The sequence below is a fragment of the Streptomyces sp. Z26 genome, from assembly GCF_003665095.1.
Lineage (GTDB): Bacteria > Actinomycetota > Actinomycetes > Streptomycetales > Streptomycetaceae > Streptomyces > Streptomyces phytohabitans.
Genome location: NZ_RCHV01000002.1, coordinates 4,999,781 through 5,018,640, shown reverse-complemented (window position 1 = coordinate 5,018,640; position 18,860 = coordinate 4,999,781). Strand labels below are relative to the sequence as shown.

The 18,860-nt window shown below is 72.1% G+C and carries 13 protein-coding genes and 1 pseudogene; 5 read left to right on the top strand and 9 right to left on the bottom strand.

The window, feature by feature from the left end; all coding sequences use genetic code 11:
• Nucleotides 1-41: 41 nt before the first annotated feature.
• Together D7M15_RS21875 and cimA are read right to left on the bottom strand one after the other, a co-directional pair.
• The gene (locus D7M15_RS21875; protein ID WP_121519055.1) at nucleotides 42-1,607 is read right to left on the bottom strand and encodes an acyl-CoA carboxylase subunit beta; all 1,566 of its coding nucleotides are present in this window, start codon (nucleotides 1,605-1,607) and stop codon (nucleotides 42-44) included.
• 324 nt (nucleotides 1,608-1,931) lie between these two features.
• Nucleotides 1,932-3,536 carry a citramalate synthase gene (gene cimA, locus D7M15_RS21870; RefSeq protein ID WP_121521199.1) on the bottom strand — a complete coding sequence of 535 codons (1,605 nt, stop codon included), beginning with the start codon at nucleotides 3,534-3,536 and terminating at the stop codon, nucleotides 1,932-1,934.
• A gap of 425 nt (nucleotides 3,537-3,961) precedes the next feature.
• On the opposite strand from cimA, the gene D7M15_RS21865 reads away from it, so the two are divergent.
• The 3 genes from D7M15_RS21865 to D7M15_RS21855 all read left to right on the top strand — a co-directional run bounded on the left by D7M15_RS21865 (nucleotide 3,962) and on the right by D7M15_RS21855 (nucleotide 6,776).
• Nucleotides 3,962-4,480: a hypothetical protein gene (locus tag D7M15_RS21865; RefSeq protein WP_121519054.1), complete on the top strand. Its 519-nt coding sequence runs from the start codon at nucleotides 3,962-3,964 to the stop codon at nucleotides 4,478-4,480.
• A 6-nt stretch (nucleotides 4,481-4,486) separates the two neighbouring features.
• Nucleotides 4,487-6,283, top strand: a complete 1,797-nt coding sequence (locus tag D7M15_RS21860; RefSeq protein ID WP_121519053.1) for an alpha/beta hydrolase — start codon at nucleotides 4,487-4,489, stop codon at nucleotides 6,281-6,283.
• A 73-nt stretch (nucleotides 6,284-6,356) separates the two neighbouring features.
• The gene (locus D7M15_RS21855) at nucleotides 6,357-6,776 is read left to right on the top strand and encodes a hypothetical protein (RefSeq protein WP_121519052.1); all 420 of its coding nucleotides are present in this window, start codon (nucleotides 6,357-6,359) and stop codon (nucleotides 6,774-6,776) included.
• Between the two features lie 75 nt (nucleotides 6,777-6,851).
• Here the strand turns inward: D7M15_RS21855 and D7M15_RS21850 are convergent, their stop codons facing one another.
• Nucleotides 6,852-7,952 (bottom strand): branched-chain amino acid aminotransferase, encoded by a 1,101-nt coding sequence (locus D7M15_RS21850; RefSeq protein ID WP_121519051.1) that lies wholly within the window; start codon nucleotides 7,950-7,952, stop codon nucleotides 6,852-6,854.
• Nucleotides 7,953-8,278: 326 nt separating this feature from the next.
• On the bottom strand, nucleotides 8,279-9,316 hold the full coding sequence (locus tag D7M15_RS21845) for a 3-isopropylmalate dehydrogenase (RefSeq protein ID WP_121519050.1): 1,038 nt from the start codon (nucleotides 9,314-9,316) through the stop codon (nucleotides 8,279-8,281).
• Nucleotides 9,317-9,456: 140 nt separating this feature from the next.
• On the opposite strand from D7M15_RS21845, the pseudogene D7M15_RS21840 reads away from it, so the two are divergent.
• Nucleotides 9,457-11,096 (top strand): annotated as a pseudogene (locus tag D7M15_RS21840) (metallophosphoesterase family protein).
• 81 nt (nucleotides 11,097-11,177) lie between these two features.
• Here D7M15_RS21840 and D7M15_RS28595 read toward each other — a convergent pair.
• The 3 genes from D7M15_RS28595 to D7M15_RS21830 form a co-directional block, all read right to left on the bottom strand.
• A complete protein-coding gene (locus D7M15_RS28595) occupies nucleotides 11,178-11,327 on the bottom strand; it encodes a hypothetical protein (protein ID WP_165906315.1) in 150 nt (49 codons plus the stop codon).
• A 366-nt stretch (nucleotides 11,328-11,693) separates the two neighbouring features.
• A complete protein-coding gene (pruA, locus tag D7M15_RS21835) occupies nucleotides 11,694-13,325 on the bottom strand; it encodes an L-glutamate gamma-semialdehyde dehydrogenase (protein ID WP_121519049.1) in 1,632 nt (543 codons plus the stop codon).
• A gap of 160 nt (nucleotides 13,326-13,485) precedes the next feature.
• Nucleotides 13,486-14,412: a proline dehydrogenase family protein gene (locus D7M15_RS21830; RefSeq protein ID WP_121519048.1), complete on the bottom strand. Its 927-nt coding sequence runs from the start codon at nucleotides 14,410-14,412 to the stop codon at nucleotides 13,486-13,488.
• Nucleotides 14,413-14,579: 167 nt separating this feature from the next.
• On the opposite strand from D7M15_RS21830, the gene D7M15_RS21825 reads away from it, so the two are divergent.
• On the top strand, nucleotides 14,580-15,920 hold the full coding sequence (locus tag D7M15_RS21825; RefSeq protein WP_121519047.1) for a helix-turn-helix domain-containing protein: 1,341 nt from the start codon (nucleotides 14,580-14,582) through the stop codon (nucleotides 15,918-15,920).
• Between the two features lie 34 nt (nucleotides 15,921-15,954).
• On the opposite strand, the gene D7M15_RS21820 is transcribed toward D7M15_RS21825, so the two are convergent.
• Nucleotides 15,955-16,752 carry a TetR/AcrR family transcriptional regulator gene (locus tag D7M15_RS21820; protein WP_240649418.1) on the bottom strand — a complete coding sequence of 266 codons (798 nt, stop codon included), beginning with the start codon at nucleotides 16,750-16,752 and terminating at the stop codon, nucleotides 15,955-15,957.
• Nucleotides 16,753-17,008: 256 nt separating this feature from the next.
• Entirely contained in the window at nucleotides 17,009-18,598 is a 1,590-nt protein-coding gene (gene serA, locus D7M15_RS21815; protein ID WP_121519046.1) for a phosphoglycerate dehydrogenase, read from the bottom strand.
• Between the last annotated feature and the right edge of the window lie 262 nt (nucleotides 18,599-18,860).

Below are 18,860 nucleotides of genomic sequence, written 5' to 3'. Positions count from 1 at the left end.
GTGCGTGTGGTGCGGCGCGTCCGTGTGGTGCGGCGCGCGGGTCACTGCGGCGGGTTGCCGTGCTTCCGCGACGGCAGGTCCGCGTGCTTGGTGGCGAGCATCCCGAGGGCGGAGATCAGCGCGGCCCGGGTCTCGGCCGGGTCGATGACGTCCTCCACCAGACCGCGTTCCGCGGCGTAGTAGGGGTGCATCAGCTCCGCCTTGTACTCCTTGACCATGTGCGTCCGCATCGCCTCCGGGTCGTCGGCGGCGGCGATCTGCCTGCGGAAGATGACGTTCGCGGCGCCCTCGGCGCCCATCACCGCGATCTCGTTGGTCGGCCACGCCAGCGTCACGTCGGCGCCGATGGACTGCGAGTCCATGACGATGTACGCACCGCCGTACGCCTTCCGCAGCACGAGCGAGACGCGCGGCACCGTCGCGTTGCAGTACGCGTACAGCAGCTTCGCGCCGTGGCGGATGATGCCGCCGTGCTCCTGGTCGACTCCTGGCAGGAAGCCCGGCACGTCCAGCAGCGTGAGGATCGGGATGTTGAACGCGTCGCACATCTGCACGAAGCGCGCGGCCTTCTCCGACGCCTCGATGTCCAGCACGCCGGCCAGCGACTGCGGCTGGCTGGCGACGAAGCCCACGACCTGGCCGCCCATGCGCGCCAGGACGCACACGATGTTGGTGGCCCACCGCTCGTGGACCTCCAGCATCTCGCCGTCGTCGACGATCTCCTCGATGACCTTGTGGATGTCGTACGGCCGGTTGCCGTCGACGGGAACGAGGTCCAGGAGCGATTCGTTCCTCCGGTCGGAGGGGTCCTCGGTCTCCACGACCGGCGGGTTCTCGCGGTTGTTGGCCGGGAGCATCGAGAGGAGGTAGCGCACCTCCTCCAGGCACGACTCCTCGTCGTCGTAGGCGAAGTGGGCCACGCCGGAGGTCCCGGCGTGGACGTCCGCGCCGCCCAGTCCGTTCTGCGTGACCTCGGCGCCGGTGACGGCCTGGACGACGTCCGGGCCCGTGATGAACATCTGCGAGGTCTCACGGACCATGAACACGAAGTCGGTCAGCGCCGGCGAGTAGGCCGCGCCGCCCGCGCACGGGCCGAGCATCACGGAGATCTGCGGGATGACGCCGGACGCGCGGGTGTTGCGCTGGAAGATGCCGCCGTAGCCGGCGAGGGCGGCGACGCCCTCCTGGATACGGGCGCCCGCGCCGTCGTTGAGCGAGATCAGCGGGGCACCGGCCGAGATGGCCATGTCCATGATCTTGTGGATCTTCGCCGCGTGCGCCTCCCCCAGCGCACCGCCGAAGATACGGAAGTCGTGCGCGTAGACGAAGACGGTCCGGCCGTGCACCTTGCCCCAGCCGGTCACCACGCCGTCGGTGTACGGCCGCTTGCTCTCCAGCCCGAAGCCGGTGGCGCGGTGCCGTCGGAGCCCCCCGACCTCGTGGAAGGTCCCCTCGTCCAGGAGCAGGTCGATCCGCTCCGGCACGGTGAGCTTGCCCTTGGCGTGCTGCGCCTCGGTGGCCTTCTCGCTCGGCCCGCGACGGGCCTGCGCACGGATGTCGTGCAGCTCGGCCACTCGGCCGCGGGAGTCCTGAGACAGATCGGTCATGTATAGACCCTACGAAACGGGGGGCCCTCCTGCCCTCGTCAGATCCGCACAGTCTCCGTCGCGGTTTCATGGCCGCGCTGGACAGAACCGCAGTTTTCTAGGGGTTCGGTATAGGGGTCCCTCACAGAGTCGGGGTGGTCAGCTGTCGGGTTTCCACAGCGTTACCCCAAAGAGTGTGCAGCTACCTGCAATCTGCGTGCTCCCACCCCGTATCGACGGTGACTGCCGTATCCTGCGCGCTCCCCGCGCACCGGCACCACGCCCGCACTCCACCGTATCGGGCGGTGCCCGGCGCCCGTACGCCGGGCACCGCCCCCGCCGCCCCTACTGCTCCGGCGTCAGCCCGGCGCGCAGCAGACCGAAGGTGTACGCGTCGTCCAGCGCCTGCCAGGAGGCGGCGATCACGTTCTCCGCGACCCCTACCGTCGACCACTCCGAACTGCCGTCGCCCGTCGACACCAGCACCCGCGTCGTGGACTCCGTGCCGTGCGTGCCCGCCAGGATGCGCACCTTGTAGTCGACCAGCTCCAGCCGCGCCAACTCCGGGAAGACCGGCTCCAGTCCCCCGCGCAACGCCCGGTCCAGCGCGTTGACCGGGCCGTTCCCCTCGCCCGTCGCGACGACGCGCTCGCCCTTGGCCCACAGCCGTACGGTCGCCTCGTTCGCGTGCGTCCCGTCCGGGCGTTCCTCGACGATCGCCCGCCACGACTCCACCCGGAAGAAGCGCGGCGCGTCCCCGCCCCGCACCTCGTCGCGGAGCAGCAGCTCGAAGGAGGCGTCGGCCGCCTCGTACGAGTAGCCGCGCAGTTCCTGCGCCTTGACGCGTTCCACGACGCGGCCGACGAGTTCGCGGTCGCCGGTCAGGTCGTACCCCAGCTCCCTGCCCTTGAGTTCCACGGAGGCGCGGCCCGCCATGTCGGAGACGAGCATCCGCATGGAGTTGCCGACGCGCTCGGGGTCGATGTGCTGGTACAGGTCGGGGTCGACCTTGATCGCCGAGGCGTGCAACCCCGCCTTGTGCGCGAACGCGGAGGTGCCGACATACGGCTGGTGGGTGGAGGGGGTGAGGTTCACGACCTCGGCGATGGCGTGCGAGATGCGCGTCATCTCGGCCAGGGCGGCGTCGGGGACCACCTTGCGGCCGTACTTGAGCTGGAGGGCGGCGACGACGGGGAAGAGGTTGGCGTTGCCGACGCGCTCGCCGTAGCCGTTCGCCGTGCACTGCACGTGGGTGGCGCCCGCGTCCACGGCCGACAGGGTGTTGGCGACCGCGCAGCCCGTGTCGTCCTGCGCGTGGATGCCGATGCGGGCGCCGGTGTCGCCCGCGACGGTCCGTACGACGGCCTGCACCTGGGCGGGGAGCATCCCGCCGTTGGTGTCGCAGAGGACGACGACCTCGGCGCCCGCGTCGTGGGCGGTGCGTACGACGTCCTTCGCGTACGAGGCGTTCGCCTGGTAGCCGTCGAAGAAGTGCTCGCAGTCGACGAACACGCGGCGGCCGCGCTCCCGCAGGTACATGACGGTGTCGTGGACCATGCGCAGGTTCTCGTCGAGGGTGGTGCGCAGGGCCAGTTCGACGTGCCGGTCGTGCGACTTGGCGACGATCGTCACCACGGGCGCCCCCGCGTCGGCGAGCGCGACGACCTGCGGGTCGTCCGCCGCCCGTACGCCCGCCCTGCGGGTGGCGCCGAACGCGACGAGCCGCGCGGCGCGGAAGTCGATCTCGGCCTGCGCCCGGCGGAAGAACTCGGTGTCGCGGGGGTTGGCGCCCGGCCAGCCGCCCTCGATGTAGCCGACGCCGAAGTCGTCCAGGTGGCGGGCGATGGCCAGCTTGTCCGCGACGCTGAGGTTGATGCCCTCACGCTGGGCGCCGTCGCGGAGAGTCGTGTCGAAGACATGGAAGTCGTCGCCGGGGACGTCCGTCGTCATGGTGGTCTGGCTCCTGTCGGTGAGCGGTAGTCCGGACGACTCGACCACGTCCGGAAGACTCGGCTCCACTTGCCCCCTTCGTACCGCGCGCCCCCGCCCTCCGGCTCGGTGGCCCGGAAAACGAAAAAACCCCTCGCGGGTGCGAGAGGTCTGCGCGCGGGTCTGGGACACGGTGTTCCGCTGCCGCTCGGGTTGAGTGCGGCTCAGCGGTCACTGCGGACCGGCGCGCTGTCACCAATAATCATGGCGAACGAGAGCACGCACGGAGTGTGGCACGCGCGGCACGGCGTACGCGGGGGCGTCTCACGATGCGGAAGGCGCGGGCGCGCGTCACGGTCTGAGTACACGTACTCACGCGCCCAGTACGCTGCGCCACCAGAATGCGTCCAGGAGTGACGGACTCGAACAACCACGGAGAAACCAGCATGGGAGACGAGCGCCACTCGGCGATCTCGACGTTCGTCGGCACGGGCGGCGACGGTGGCGGTGCGGAGGACGGGGACGCCGAGCGTGGGGACGCGCGGACCTCACTCGCCTCGGCGGGGAGGCCCGATCCTCCCTCCTGGCACGAGAAGGGCGGTTCGGGTGGCGGGCTGAGATCCGACACCACACTGTGGAGCGGCGCCTCGGAAGGGCTGAGCGGAGTGCGGAGCACCCTCAGGAAGGGGGCGACCGAACTGGACGAGAACCAGGCGGGCCTGCGCGCGAAGGACATTGCCGTGACAGAACTGCGTACGGGCTCGGCGCAGCTGGCCGTCCACAGGTCCTGGAACCGCTACCTGGACCTGATCGTCCGTGAGTGCGTCGAGTTGACGGGCAAGCTGGAGAAGGCCGGCAGCGACCACTACCGGAACGAGCAAGAGATCAAGCGGGCATTCCGAGCCGAGGAGACCAGGCCGGTCGGCAACGACCCTTCCGGCGGCCACTCGTCCCGGGAACGGTGACCGGAAGTGCTCTCGTACAGAACGCTGCGGCAGGTGAAGCCCGCCGAGTTCGAGCAGGCGGCCGACGGCTACCACGCGGTGAGCACCGCCGCACGGGTGTCCAAGGACCGCCTCGCCCACCAGATCGTGGCCAAGACGTTCCCCGATCCGGCAGCGTCGTCGGTGGACAAGAGCGAGGGCTTGGTCGGCGAGGGCGCCTCCGCCGCCCGTGCTCGGCTGACCCGCCTGACCGACAGCCTGCACTACACGCAGGTGGAGTGCGGCCTGATCAGCGCCGCCCTGAACGCGTTCGCCGCGGAACTGCGGGCCGCGAAGAAGAAGCTCCGAACGGCTGAACTGGAAGCTCGGAACGCGGGGTTCACGGTCGACGGAACCGACGGCTCGGTCAGCTGGAGGTCCGAGGAGAACCCGTTCCTCGGCCAGAAAGGCGTGACCTCCCAGGACAGTTGGGTGCCGCTGGCCGACCCCGAGGCGAAACGGGTCGAGGCGCAGACGTTCGCGGACCGCATCGGCCGCGCTCTCGCGGACGCCGCCGAAGCCGACGAGCGGTGGGCACCGAAGCTCCGCCGGTTGAAGGCGCAGAACGACCTGACCGTGAGTGCCGCGGACTGGGCCGATGTGCACGGGGACCAGGGCGCCGTACAGAAGGTCGCGACCCCGTACCTCGACGAGAGCGACATTCCCCGGGGACGGGACCCCGAGGACAACGCCGCGTGGTGGAAGGGGCTGAGCGCACAGGAGCAGGCCGACTACGTCTCCCTGTACCCCGCGTCCGTCGGCGCGCTGGACGGAGTGCCCGCCGACGTTCGCGACGAGGCCAACCGCGCGGTGCTCGCGGAGAAGAAGGGCCACTACCAGCTGGAACTGGCCTCCATCCCACCGAAGCCCGGTCTGTACGCCCATCCAGGCGGCTCCGACGCGCAAGGCTGGCGGGAGCAGCGGGAACGGGTGCGGGAGTGGGAGGAGAAGTACGGGTCCAGGAAGGATCGTCTCGAACGCAACCTCCGAGGTATCTCCCACATCGACGAACGCTTCGCCGCGACCGGGAACGACGGGCTCCCCCCGGCGTACCTGCTCGGATTCGACGCCACCGGCGAGGGGAACGGCAAGGTGATCCTCGCCAACGGCAACCCCGATCACGCCGACCACACAGCGGTGTTCGTCCCCGGCACAGGAACGGACCTGGGCCAGATCGGTGGAAACATCGAACGCGGTGAGCGCCTCTGGACCGAGAGCAACAGGATGTCACCGGACACGAAGATCTCCACGGTGCTCTGGTTCGACTACGACGCTCCTGACGGGATTCGTGAAGCGGCGCAAGGGTCGCGCGCCGAGAACGGGGGGCCGCGCCTGCGTTCGTTCCTCGAGGGAACGGGTGTGGCACACGACGGCTCCGACGGCCGCACCGGCGGCGCGCACACGACCGTGATCGGCCACAGCTACGGGTCCACGACGATCGGCGAAGCGGCGTACGGAGGGAGCTGGAAGGACAAGCCCCTGGCCGATGACATGCTGTTCGTCGGCAGTCCGGGCGTTCAGCAGGACCACGCCGCGGACCTGGGTATCGGTGCGGAACACGTGTGGGCGATGGGTGGCGCGTGGGACGACCACGCCGTACGACTGGGCGGGCGGGCCGCCGGACACGGGGATGACTTCATCATTCCGACGGATGAGCGATTCGGGGGCAACGTCATGCGGTCCGACTCCCCCGACCACAGCGGTTTCTGGAACGAGGAATCACTCAGCCTGAGGAATCAGGCGGCGGTCATCACGGGGCGAGACGACAGGGCAGAGCTTGAGTAGCAGAACAACCGCGATGGCGATACTCGCGGCAGCCGTGGTTCTCTCAGGATGCGGGCAGGAGGAAGGACCGAAAGTGCAGGTTGGCGATGAGAAGGAGTTCACCGCACAGGTCGAGCACGCCTCGAGTGAGATCTTCGATCTACTGGCGGTCAAGGGAAAGGCCACCGAGCCCGGGGCGGCAACGGTCCCGTGTGCGGGCTATCCGGACGAGAACGATGTCCGTCAAGCCCGTCACGCCTGGAGCCTCCACGGTGCGCCGGTCAAGGACCTGGCCGGGGCGATGGAGCGGCTGCGGGAGCAACTTCCGCGTCGGGGCTGGAAGATCGTCAAGGACGGCCCGGACGGGAGTCGGGCGAGAACCCCGCAGATCGTCGCGGACTCGGCCGACGGGAAGAACTCGGTGGACGTCAGGTTGCTGGCCGAGAGCGAGGAGAGCGACAAGACGTCCCTGATCGAGGTCACCGTCGTGTCCGCCTGTTACCAGCAGGCATGACGGCCGCAACGCGCCCCCGTCCCCGGCCCGTTCGTGGTCCGCGCGGGGCACGGGCCGGGGGCGGCGGGGTTCGGGTCAGGTCAGGCGGTGCATCCAGGCGTACGGGTCCGGGGCCTGGCCCGTCTGGATGGCGAGGAGCGCGTCGCGGAGGCGCTTCGTCACCGGGCCCGTCTCGCCGTCGCCGACGGTCCACTCCGCGCGTGCCGACTTCACATGCCCGACCGGGGTGATGACCGCCGCCGTGCCGCAGGCGAAGACCTCGGTGAGGGTGCCGTCCGCGTTGCCCGACTGCCAGTCGTCGGTGGAGACGCGCGCCTCCTCCGTGCCGTAGCCGAGGTCCTCCGCGATCCTCAGCAGGGAGTCGCGGGTGATGCCCGGGAGGAGGGTGCCGGTGAGTTGGGGGGTGACGATGGTGACGTCGTCGCCCGTGCCGCGCACGAGGTAGAGGTTCATGCCGCCCATCTCCTCGATGTAGCGGCGTTCCAGCGCGTCGAGCCAGACGACCTGGTCGCAGCCCTGCGCGGCGGCCTCGGCCTGGGCGACGAGCGACGCGGCGTAGTTGCCGCCAGTCTTCGCCTCGCCCATGCCGCCGGGCGCGGCGCGCACGTACTCCTCGGAGAGCCAGACGGAGACGGGCTTGACGCCCTGCGGGAAGTACGCGCCCGCCGGGGAGGCGATGACCATGAACAGGTACTCGTTGGACGGCCGGACCCCCAGGCCGACCTCCGTGGCGAACATGAACGGCCGCAGGTAGAGGGACTGTTCGCCCTGGCTGGGCACCCACTCGCGGTCGGTGGAGACCAGCAGGTCGCACGCCTCGACGAAGGTCTCGACGGGCAGTTCGGGCATGGCCAGGCGGTGGGCGGAGCGCTGGAAGCGGCGGGCGTTGGCGTCGGGCCGGAAGGTGGCGACGGAGCCGTCGGGCTGCCGGTACGCCTTCAGCCCCTCGAAGATCGTCTGCGCGTAGTGCAGCGTCATGTTGGCCGGATCGATCTGGAGCGGCGCGTACGGCTGGAGCTGCGCGTCGTGCCAGCCGCGGCCCTCGGTCCACTTGATGGTGACCATGTGGTCGGTGAAGTGGCGGCCGAATCCCGGGTCGGCCAGCACCGCCTCGCGCTCCGCGGCGGACAGCGGCTGTGCCGAGGGCTTGAGGTCGAAGTCGATTCGGGTCGTCATGAGCGCGTCCTTCGCTGAGTGTCGTGTCGGACCGCGCCGCGCCGTCCCGGCGTTACTAGGACGTCCGAGCTTCCCCCCGCGAGGTGGCCCACGTCGATTGTGGCGTGTGCCGGACCGCGGGACGGACGCGGGTGGCGGTCCTGCATAGATGGTGACACCCAACCGCCCGGTTGCCCAGCGACCCGGGTACGGGCGACGGCGGCGGTCGGGTGTCGGGTGATGGGCGCCCACGGCGCCGCCGCCCGCCGCGCCCCCACGGGGGGCGGGGGTACGGCGGGCCGGGCGCGGCGGGTGCGGGAGGAGCGCGGCGGCTCCCCGGGCACTTCCTAGCCGGCCACCCGTACGGCGATCGCGTCGCCGGTCTCGTCCGTCGTACGGTTCGCGGGCCGCTCCGCCAGGTCGGCGGAGACGGCGTCCTCGACACGGGTGGCCTCCGGCTCGTGGCCGAGGTGCCGCAGCAGCAGGGCGACGGAGAGGATGGTCGCGGTGGGGTCGGCCTTGCCGGTGCCCGCGATGTCCGGCGCGGAGCCGTGCACCGGCTCGAACATCGAGGGGAAGTCGCCCGTGGGGTTGATGTTCCCGGACGCGGCGAGGCCGATGCCGCCGGTGACGGCGGCGGCGAGGTCGGTGAGGATGTCGCCGAAGAGGTTGTCGGTGACGATCACGTCGAAGCGGGCCGGGTCGGTGACGAAGAAGATCGTCGCGGCGTCGACGTGCAGGTAGTCCGTGGTGACCTCGGGGTACTCGCGGCCGACCTGGTCGAAGAGGTTCTTCCACAGGTGACCGGCGTGCACCAGGACGTTGTTCTTGTGCACGAGGGTGAGCTTCCGGCGCGGGCGCGCCTTGGCCCGCTCGTACGCGTCGCGCACGACGCGCTCCACGCCGTACGCCGTGTTGAGGCTGACCTCGGTGGCCACCTCGGCGGGGGTGCCGGTGCGGAGGCTGCCGCCGTTGCCGACGTAGGGGCCCTCGGTGCCCTCGCGGACGACGACGAAGTCGATGTCCGGGCGGCCCTCCAGCGGGGTGGCCGTGTTGGGGAACAGCTTCGAGGGGCGCAGGTTGACGTAGTGGTCGAAGGCGAAGCGGAGCTTCAGCAGCAGGCCGCGTTCGAGTACGCCGGAGGGTACGGACGGGTCACCGATGGCGCCGAGCAGGATCGCGTCGTGCTCCTTGAGCCGCTCCAGCTCCGCGTCGGGCAGGGTCTCCCCGGTCTCGTGCCAGCGGCGGGCGCCGAGGTCGTACTGCCGGGTCTCCAGCTTCACGTCCTGGGGAAGGACCGCGGAGAGGACCTTGAGCCCCTGCGCCACCACTTCCTGGCCGATGCCGTCACCGGGGATCACTGCGAGATCGATGTTGCGCGCCATGCGGCGGAGCGTACTCCCGGTCCCAGGGGGTGACACAAGTACGTCCACGATGCGGACGAGCGTGTGCCGGTCGGGTGTGGTTCACCGCGTGTACGCGCCGACGACGCCGGGGAGTTGCCGTGCGCTGCGAGCTTTCTCCCATGGAGACACCGCGGATGGGGATTCCGGACCGGTTGGCGGCGCGGATGAGCATGGCGGAGCAGCACGAGTACCTGCGCGCGCGGCTGTCGTCACGCGGCGTGTCCCGGCGCGGCCTGCTGCGCGCCGGCGGCCTCGCCGTGGCGGGCGCGGGCACGGCCGGTGCGGGACTGGCGGGCTGCACCTCCGACGGGTCGGACGGCGGGGGCGGTACGGGCGGGGGCGGTACGGGCGGGGGCGGTACGGCTCCGGCCGCGCTGTCGCCGGTACGGGTGGACGGCTCGCTGGTGGCCCCCTTCGGGCGCCGTCTCGCGTTCGGCGACGACCCGCGCACCCGGATGCGGGTGGCGTGGCAGGTCCCCCTCGCCGTACGGAATCCGTACGTCCGGATCGGCCTCCGCCCCTGGGAGCTGGACCGGAGGATCGAGGCGGAGGTGCGGAAGCTGCACACGCCCGCGCTGTCGCGGAAGCTGCCGGAGGTCACGCAGTTCCATCTGCACGCGGCGTTCGACGGGCTGCGGCCGGGGACGACGTACTACTACGGCGTCGGCCACGACGGCTTCGACCCGACGGCGGCCGACCGCCTCGGCACGCTCGGCTCGTTCACGACGGCGCCGGACGGGGCGGACGAGCCGTTCGTCTTCACGGCCTTCGGCGACCAGGGCGTGAGCTACGAGGCGCTGGCCAACGACCAGTTGCTGCTGGGGCAGAACCCGTCGTTCCACCTGCACGCCGGTGACATCTGCTACGCGGACGAGTCGGGCCACGGCGAGCGGGAGGACACGTACGACGCCCGCGTGTGGGACCAGTTCCTCGCGCAGACCGAGCCGGTCGCGGCGCGCGTGCCGTGGATGGTGACGACCGGGAACCACGACATGGAGGCGTGGTACTCCCCGAGGGCTACGGCGGCCAGTCCGCCCGCTGGTCCCTCCCGGCCAACGGCCCGGACCCGCAGAAGGCGCCGGGCGTCTACTCGTTCCGCTACGGCAACGTCGCCGTCGTCGCGCTCGACGCGAACGACGTGTCGTACGAGATCCCCGCCAACAGGGGCTACACGGACGGCGCCCAGACCCGCTGGCTGGCCCGGCGGCTGCGCGAGCTGCGCGGGGACGGGGACGTCGACTTCGTCGTCGTCTTCTTCCACCACTGCGCCTACTCGACGAGCACGCACGCCTCCGAGGGCGGCGTCCGCGAGGAGTGGGTGCCGCTGTTCGAGAAGCACCGGGTGGACCTGGTGATCAACGGACACAACCACGTCTACGAGCGCACCGACCCCGTACGCGGCCACCGGGCGACGCGGAAGCTGCCCCCCGGCGGCACCACGGACCCGGCGCGGGACGGCACGGTGTACGTGACGGCGGGCGGGGCGGGCAAGAAGCTGTACGACTTCCCCGTGCCCGACAGCTACGAGGGGCACGAGAAGGAGCGCGACAGCGTGCCGTCGTTCCGCTGGGCGGGGACGGGCGAGCAGGTGACGGAGGAGGTCGAGTGGTCGCGGGTGCGCTACACCGGCTTCTCGTTCCTGGCCGTCGAGTCCCGGCCGGGGACGTCGGGGCGGGCCCCGCGGCTGGAGGTGACGGCGCTCGCGCAGAGCGGCCGACGCGTCGACCACTTCACGGTCGAGCGCCGGCCGACGGGCTGAGCGCGTGCCGACGGGCTGGGCCCGTACGGGACGCCGGGCGCGTGCGTCGTACCCGTACGGGCGCGACGGGCGCGGGCCGGGTCAGTGCCCGGTCGAGCCGCCGTTGTCGCGGCGGTCCAGGGCGCGCTGGAGGGCGGCCGCGGCGTTGCGCCGGTCCGCGTTCCGCGGGTCGGCGGGGCGGGTGTTGCGGCGGGCGGCGTGACGGGTGCGGCGGCGGGCGGTCTCGTCCATGGTTCAGCAGCTCCTTCAGGACAGTGCGAGAAATGGGGGATTCAACGCGCCGGAAGGGGCGGGGGCTCCGGTGCCGCAGGGGTCGCCTGCTCGATCGCACGGTGCCGCGTCCGCCAGTCGCCCGATGGAGCGAGACGTTCGGCTCATTCCAAGGTAAGAGCCGTGGGCGCCGATGTCTCGCTTTTACTTGGCCTTCCTAGCATTTGAGACGGCACCCCTTCCCACCTGCGGTTCTCCACTGTGACCACGGTCACGGACCCGGCACCGCGCACCCTTCGGGGCGCACGCCTGAGGCCCGGCGCCCGCCGATGAGCGGGTGCCGGGCCTCAGTGGTGCCGCGGAGCGCGGGACGTACCCGCGACGCGGTCAGCCCATGTGCGGGTAGCGGTAGTCGGTCGGGGCGACCTGCGTCTCCTTGATGGCGCGCGGGGACATCCAGCGCAGCAGGTTGAACTTCGAACCCGCCTTGTCGTTGGTGCCCGAGGCGCGCGCGCCGCCGAACGGCTGCTGCCCGACGATCGAGCCGGTCGGCCGGTCGTTCAGGTAGAAGTTGCCCGCCGCGAAGCGGAGCTTCTCCGACGCGGCCGCCAGCACCTGCCGGTCACGGGCGATGACGGCGCCGGTCAGCGCGTACGCGGAAGCCGACTCCATCTGCTCCAGCATCGCGTCGAACTCCCCGTCCTCGTACACCAGGACGGCGATGATCGGGCCGAAGTACTCCAGCTTGAAGACCTCGTTCTCGGCGTCCGTGCAGCTGATCACGGTCGGCCGGACGAAGTACCCGACGGAGTCGTCGTACGTGCCGCCCGCGACGATCTCGCACGTCGGGTCGGACGCGGCGCGGTCGATCGCGGCCTTGTTCTTGGCGAACGCGCGGTCGTCGATGACGGCGCCGATGAAGTGCGACAGGTCGCTCACGTCGCCCATCGTCAGCCCGTCGACCTCGGCGGCCAGCTCCTCCTTGAGCCCGCCCTCCCACAGGGAGCGCGGGATGTAGGCGCGGGAGGCGGCGGAGCACTTCTGGCCCTGGTACTCGAAGGCGCCGCGCGTGATCGCCGTCTTCAGCAGGGCCGGGTCGGCGGTCGGGTGGGCGACGATGAAGTCCTTGCCGCCGGTCTCGCCGACGAGACGCGGGTACGCCTTGTAGCGCGCGATGTTCTCGCCGACCGTCCGCCACAGGTGCTGGAACGTGGCCGTGGAACCGGTGAAGTGCACGCCCGCCAGGTCCGGGTGGGGCAGCGCGACCTCGGAGACCTCCTTGCCGTCACCGGTGACGAGGTTGATCACGCCCTTGGGCAGACCGGCCTCCTCCAGCATCTCCATGAGCAGTACGGCGGAGTGGGTCTGCGTCGGGGACGGCTTCCACACCACCACGTTGCCCATGAGGGCGGGGGCGGTGGGGAGGTTGCCCGCGATGGCCGTGAAGTTGAACGGCGTGATCGCGTAGACGAAGCCCTCGAGCGGCCGGTGGTCCATCCGGTTCCAGACGCCCTGGGGCTGGACGAGCGGCTGCTCCTCCATCAGTTCGCGGGCGAAGTGGACGTTGAAGCGCCAGAAGTCGACCAGTTCGCAGGGGGCGTCGATCTCCGCCTGCTGCGCGGTCTTCGACTGGCCGAGCATCGTGGACGCGGCGATGGTCTCGCGCCACGGACCGGCCAGCAGCTCGGCGGCCTTGAGGATGATCGCGGCGCGGTCGTCGAAGGAGAGCGCGCGCCAGGCGGGCGCGGCCGCGAGCGCGGCGTCGATGGCGTCCTGCGCGTCCTGCCGGGTGGCGGTGGCGAACGTGCCGAGGACCGCCTTGTGGTCGTGCGGCTGCACGACGTCGACGCGCGCGCCGCCGCCCATGCGCTTCACGCCGTCGATCGTCATGGGCAGGTCGACCGGGTTCTCGGCCAGCTCCTTGAGCTTCGCCTCCAGACGCGCGCGCTCGGCGCTGCCGGGGGCGTAGGTGTGCACCGGCTCGTTGTACGGGGCGGGGACCTGGGTCACAGCGTCCATGGCGGCCGTGTCTCCTTCGCGGTTCGGTTGCGGCGGTTCGGGTTCGGCGGTTCGGGTCGTACGGCGGGCTCGTCGTACGGCGGTCCGGAACGCGCGGCGGTGCGCCGCTCCGGGTGGCGCGGCCGGGTTCTCCGGCCGACCGACTGCAATGGTGGGCCGCTCAGCCCCGGGTGGCCAGGGAGCGCAGGAAGAACGCCGTGTTGGCGGGGCGCTCCGCGAGGCGGCGCATGAAGTAGCCGTACCAGTCCGTGCCGTACGGGACGTATACCCGCATACGGTGCCCCTCCGCCACGAGGCGCAGCTGCTCGGCGGCCCGGATGCCGTACAGCATCTGGAACTCGTACCCGTCCGGCTTCCGCCCCGCGCGCCGCGCCAGCTCCTGTGCGATCGCGACGATCCGCGGGTCGTGCGAACCGACCATCGGGTAGCCGTCCCCGGTCATCAGGATGCCCAGGCAGCGCACGTACGCGCGGTCCACGTCGCGCTTGCGCTGGAAGGCGACGGTGGCGGGCTCGTCGTACGCGCCCTTCACCAGCCGCACCCGCGAGCCCTCCCCCGCCAGCGCACGGCAGTCGTCCTCGGTCCGGTGCAGGTACGACTGCACGACGGCGCCGGTTTGCGGGAAGCGCTTCCGCAGCTCCGCGAGGATGGCGAGGGTGGAGTCGACCGTGGTGTGGTCCTCCATGTCGAGGGTCACGGTGGTGCCCGCGGCGGCGGCCTGCTCGACGACGGGGAGCACGTTCGCGTACGCGATGTCGTGCCCGTTCGGCAGCGCCTGCCCGAAGGCGGAGAGCTTCACGGACATCTCCGCGCGCGGGCCGAGCCCCTGGGCGGAGAGGGCGTCGGTGAGCGCCAGGTACGCGTCGCGGTTGCGGAGCGCCTCGGAACGGTCGGTGATGTCCTCGCCGAGGTGGTCGAGGGTAACGTCCAACCCCTGGTCGGTGAGGGCGCGGACGGCGGGCAGCGACTCGTCGAGGTGCTCGCCCGCGACGAAGCGGTCGACCACCGGCCGGGTGACGGGCGCGGCCGAGACGGCGCGACGGATCGCGTCGCTGCGCGCGGCGGCGAGGAGCACGGGACCCAGCACGGGCACCTCCAGCGGAAACGGGGTCGGACGACGGGGTGAGCCTCCGTGAAACCTAGGGACAGCGCCGCCCCGCTGCCATCGACAGCTGTCACGCATCCGTGTGCCGTATCTCAGACATGTGTATGAGAATGGGGAGCGAGTACGGAACGGGCGGGGGCGAGGAGCGTATGCGCGAGGACTACCAGTCGTTGGTCGACGAGATCTCCGTCCTGCTCGACACCCTGGCGACACTGGAGAACCGGGACTTCGGGCTGATCGCGTTCGGCGCGCACGAGGGCCGCGCCGACGGCCCCGAGCCGGTGCTCGACCCGGTGCGTACGCGCTCGATCCTCCACCGGCGTTCGACGGCGGCGGTCCGCGCCTGGTTCGAGAGCTACGGCATCACGCGCGCCACCGGCCCCGTCCGCATCCCGCCCGACCCGTCGGCGGGCGTCGTCACGGGGCGGATCTGCCTGCCCGTACGGCACGGGGGCGTGGTGTACGGCTACGTGTGGCTGCTGGACGAGGGCGTCCTCGACCTCGACGACCCACGGCTCGCGCAGGCGCAGGCCGCCGCCGTGCGGATCGGCGCGCTGCTGGCGGCGGAGACGCGGTCGGGCGCGGAGGCGGGCGAGCTGCTGCGGGCGCTGCTCACCTCCGGGGCCGGGGACCGCGCGGCGGCGGCGGACCGGTTGCGGACGGCGCTGGGGCAGGCGGGCGGCGGGCCGTTCGCGCTGGTGGCGGTCGCGCCGTGGCCGGGCGGCGGGGGCGACCGTGGGGGCGGCGCGGATACGGACGCCGGGGAGACGGGTGGCGCGGGCACGGACGCGGGGCGTACGGCGGGGACGCCCGTACCGCCCAACGTGCTGGCCCGGTGCGTGCTGCCGCCCGGCACCACGGGCCCGCGCGGGCCCGTTCGGGACGCGCCCGCGCTGGCCGCGCTCGTGCGGCTGCGCGCGGGCGACAGCCTCGGCCCCGCGCGGACGGCCGCCGAACGGCTGCTGTCCGCCGCGCCCGGCGGGGCGGCGGAGGGCGGGGCGGGGGCCGGGATCGGTACGCCCGCGCGTGACCTCGCCGCGCTGCCCGGCGCCTGGCACGAGGCGCTGGCCTCGGCGCGCGCCGCCCTGGCCGAACCGCGCTACGGGCCCGTCGCCGAGTGGGCGTCCGTCGGCCCGTACCGGCTGCTCACCGGACTCGCCCCGCCCGCCGCCCCGACCCCGGCGGGCCGGGGCGGCGCCGGTACGGAGGACGGCGCGCGGGAGGGCGCGCCAGGTGCGCCCGACCCCGTCGTACGGAAGCTGCTGACGCCCGCGCACCGCGAACTGGCCGTCACCGCCGAGGTGTTCCTCGACCGCGCGGGTCAGGCGGGGCGCACGGCGGCGGAGTTGGGCGTGCACCGGCAGACGCTCTACTACCGGCTGTCTCGGGTGGAGCAGCTGACCGGCCTCGACCTGCACGAGGGCGCCGACCGGCTGCTGCTGCACATGGCGCTGAAGGCGGCGCGGCTCACGTACGCCTGGCCGCCGTAGGGCCCCGTCGTAAGGTCGCTGCCGGAGCGTGCCGTCAACGGCACCCGCGGCGGCGGGAGTCGGCCGGGCCCGCCGGTACGGACGCGGGCGCGGGCGCCGGTTCGGCCAGCAGCGCCCCGTTCACCGCGCCCGCCGGACGCGCTCCCGTCATGCCCACCTCGGCGCCCGCCGCGCCGTCCCCCTCCGGCACGCAGGGCCCGGTGCCGCCCGCCATCCGCTCGCGGACGCGCCGGAACCAGGCCGCGCCGATCGCCGGTCCCGGCAGCTTCTCGCGGCGCGGCCACGCGGCCGACGGGCGTAGTCCGTCGACGTAGATCTCCAACTGCCGGTGCGCGAGCGCCGTGTCCTGCGGGAAGCCGCCGCCGGGCAGCGGTCGGGTCAGCCGTACGACCATGAACACGACGTCCCCCGGCGCCACGTCCGCCCGCAGCAGCGCCGACTCCTGCGCCCTGGCCATCAGCCGCTGCAACGGGACGACGGCGTCGGGCGCCTCCCGCAGCACCCGTTCCGTCTCGAAGCGGCCCGCCAGCGACGGCATCACCGCGCCGATGTGCAGGTCGAGCACCGTGTGCGTGAAGCGCCGCAGCGCCTCGAACGGGTCGCCGTCCTCGGCCGCCGCCCGCGCTGCCGCCGCGTACAGCGCCTCCAGGGTGTCCACGACGACCGCCCGGATCAGCTCGTCACGGGACGGGAAGCGGCGGTAGAGCGTCGCCACGCCGACGCCCGCGCGCCGGGCGATCTCGTCCAGCGGCGCGTCCGGGCCCTCGTGGGCGAAGACCTCGCGGGCGGCCCGCAGGATCTGTACGCGGTTCTGCTGTGCGTCCGCACGCATGCCACACCTCCGCTGGCGACCGGCACGGAGGCACAGGTGGATGGTTTTCCTCCGGCTACGGTGACGCTAGGCCACAAGCGGAGGAAATTCATCCGCCCCCGGGGAAGTGAGAGCGAAGCGGTCGCCCCGCCTCCACATACGCCCTCGCGCACGGAACGCGGCACGCGCGAGGGCCCGGACCGCGCGGCTGCTTCCGCGCGGTCCGGGCCCTCGGACGTACGGCGCCGGTCCGTCCCCCGGCGCCGGAACTCCCCGGTCAGTCCTCCAGGTTGACGCTGCGGGCCGAGGTCGCGCCGACCTCGCCCGCGATCTCCGTCAGCACCGCCTGCGGGATCGTGTCGTCCACGGTGAGCGCCACCAGCGCCTCGCCGCCCACGGTCGCCCGGGACACCTGCATGCCCGCGATGTTGATGCCCGCCTCGCCCAGCACCCGGCCGACGGTGCCGACGACACCCGGCCGGTCGCTGTAGCGCAGGAACGCCATGTGGTCCGCGAGCGTCAGGTCGACGTCGTGCTCACCGACCGCGACGATCTTCTGCTGGTTCCGCGGGCCGCTCAGGGTGCCGGAGACCGACACCTCCTCGCCGGTGCCCAGGGTGCCGCGTACGACCACCACGTTCCGGTGCTCGGGCGACTCGCTGGACGTGGTCAGCCGCACCTCGACGCCGCGCTCCTGCGCGAACAGCGGCGCGTTGACGTACGACACGGTCTCGTCGACGACGTCCTCGAACACGCCCTTCAGCGCGGAGAGTTCGAGCACCTTCACGTCGTGCTGCGTGATCTCGCCGTACACCTCGACGTCCAGCCGCACCGCGACCTCGCCCGCCAGCGCCGTGAAGATCCGGCCCAGGCGCTCCGCCAGCGGCAGCGCCGGGCGTACGTCCTCGGCGATCACGCCGCCCTGTACGTTCACCGCGTCCGGCACCAGCTCACCGGCCAGCGCCAGGCGCACGGAACGGGCCACCGAGATGCCCGCCTTCTCCTGCGCCTCGCCGGTCGACGCGCCCAGGTGCGGGGTGCAGACGACCTGGTCGAACTCGAACAGCGGGGAGTCCACGCACGGTTCGGAGGCGTAGACGTCCAGGCCCGCGCCCGCGACGCGGCCCTCCTTGAGCGCCGACGCCAGCGCCTCCTCGTCGACGATGCCGCCGCGCGCGGCGTTCACCACGCGGACGCCCGGCTTGACCTTGTGCAGCGCCTCGTCGCCGATCAGGCCCAGCGTCTCGGGCGTCTTCGGCAGGTGGACGGTGATGAAGTCGGAGACCTCCAGCAGCTCGTCCAGCGACAGCAGCTTCACCCCCATCTGCGCCGCCCGCGCGGGCTGCACGTACGGGTCGTACGCCACGACCTTCATGCCGAAGGCCGACATCCGCTGCGCCACCAGCACGCCGATCCGGCCGAGGCCGACGACGCCGAGGGTCTTCTCGGCCAGCTCCACGCCGGTGTACTTGCTGCGCTTCCACTCGCCGTTCTTCAGCGCCGTGTTGGCCTGCGGGATGTTCCGGGCCGTGGCGACGAGCAGGCCGCAGGCCAGCTCGGCGGCGGTCACGATGTTGGAGGTGGGCGCGTTGACGACCATGACGCCGGCCTTGGTGGCGGCGGGCACGTCGACGTTGTCGAGGCCGACGCCCGCGCGGGCGACGACCTTCAGCTTGCGGGCCGCCGCGACGGCCTCGGCGTCCACCTTGGTGGCGCTGCGCACCAGGATGGCGTCCACGTCGACGACGGCGGCGAGGAGCTCCGTACGGTCGGCGCCGTTGCAGTGGCGGATCTCGAAGTCCGGACCGAGCGCGTCCACCGTGGCGGGCGACAGCTCTTCCGCGATGAGTACTACGGGCTTGCTCACTTGGGTCTCAGTCCTCACGTGTCCAGGGGGCACCGCCCGTGTGCGCGGAGCCACGGGAGGAGGGACGGCCGCGTCCCGTTGGCCGAAGGCGGTGGACGGTTGGCAGTCGCGTGGAGACGCACGACGCTGTGAGCCTGTGACGCGCATGTTTCCGGCAAGTGTAGCCACCGGTGAGGAGGCGCACCGCCCGTTCCGGCGGACCGGTCACCCGTCCGTGACCTGGCCCGGGGCACGGGCGCACGGCCCGTCCCGGCGGCGTGCT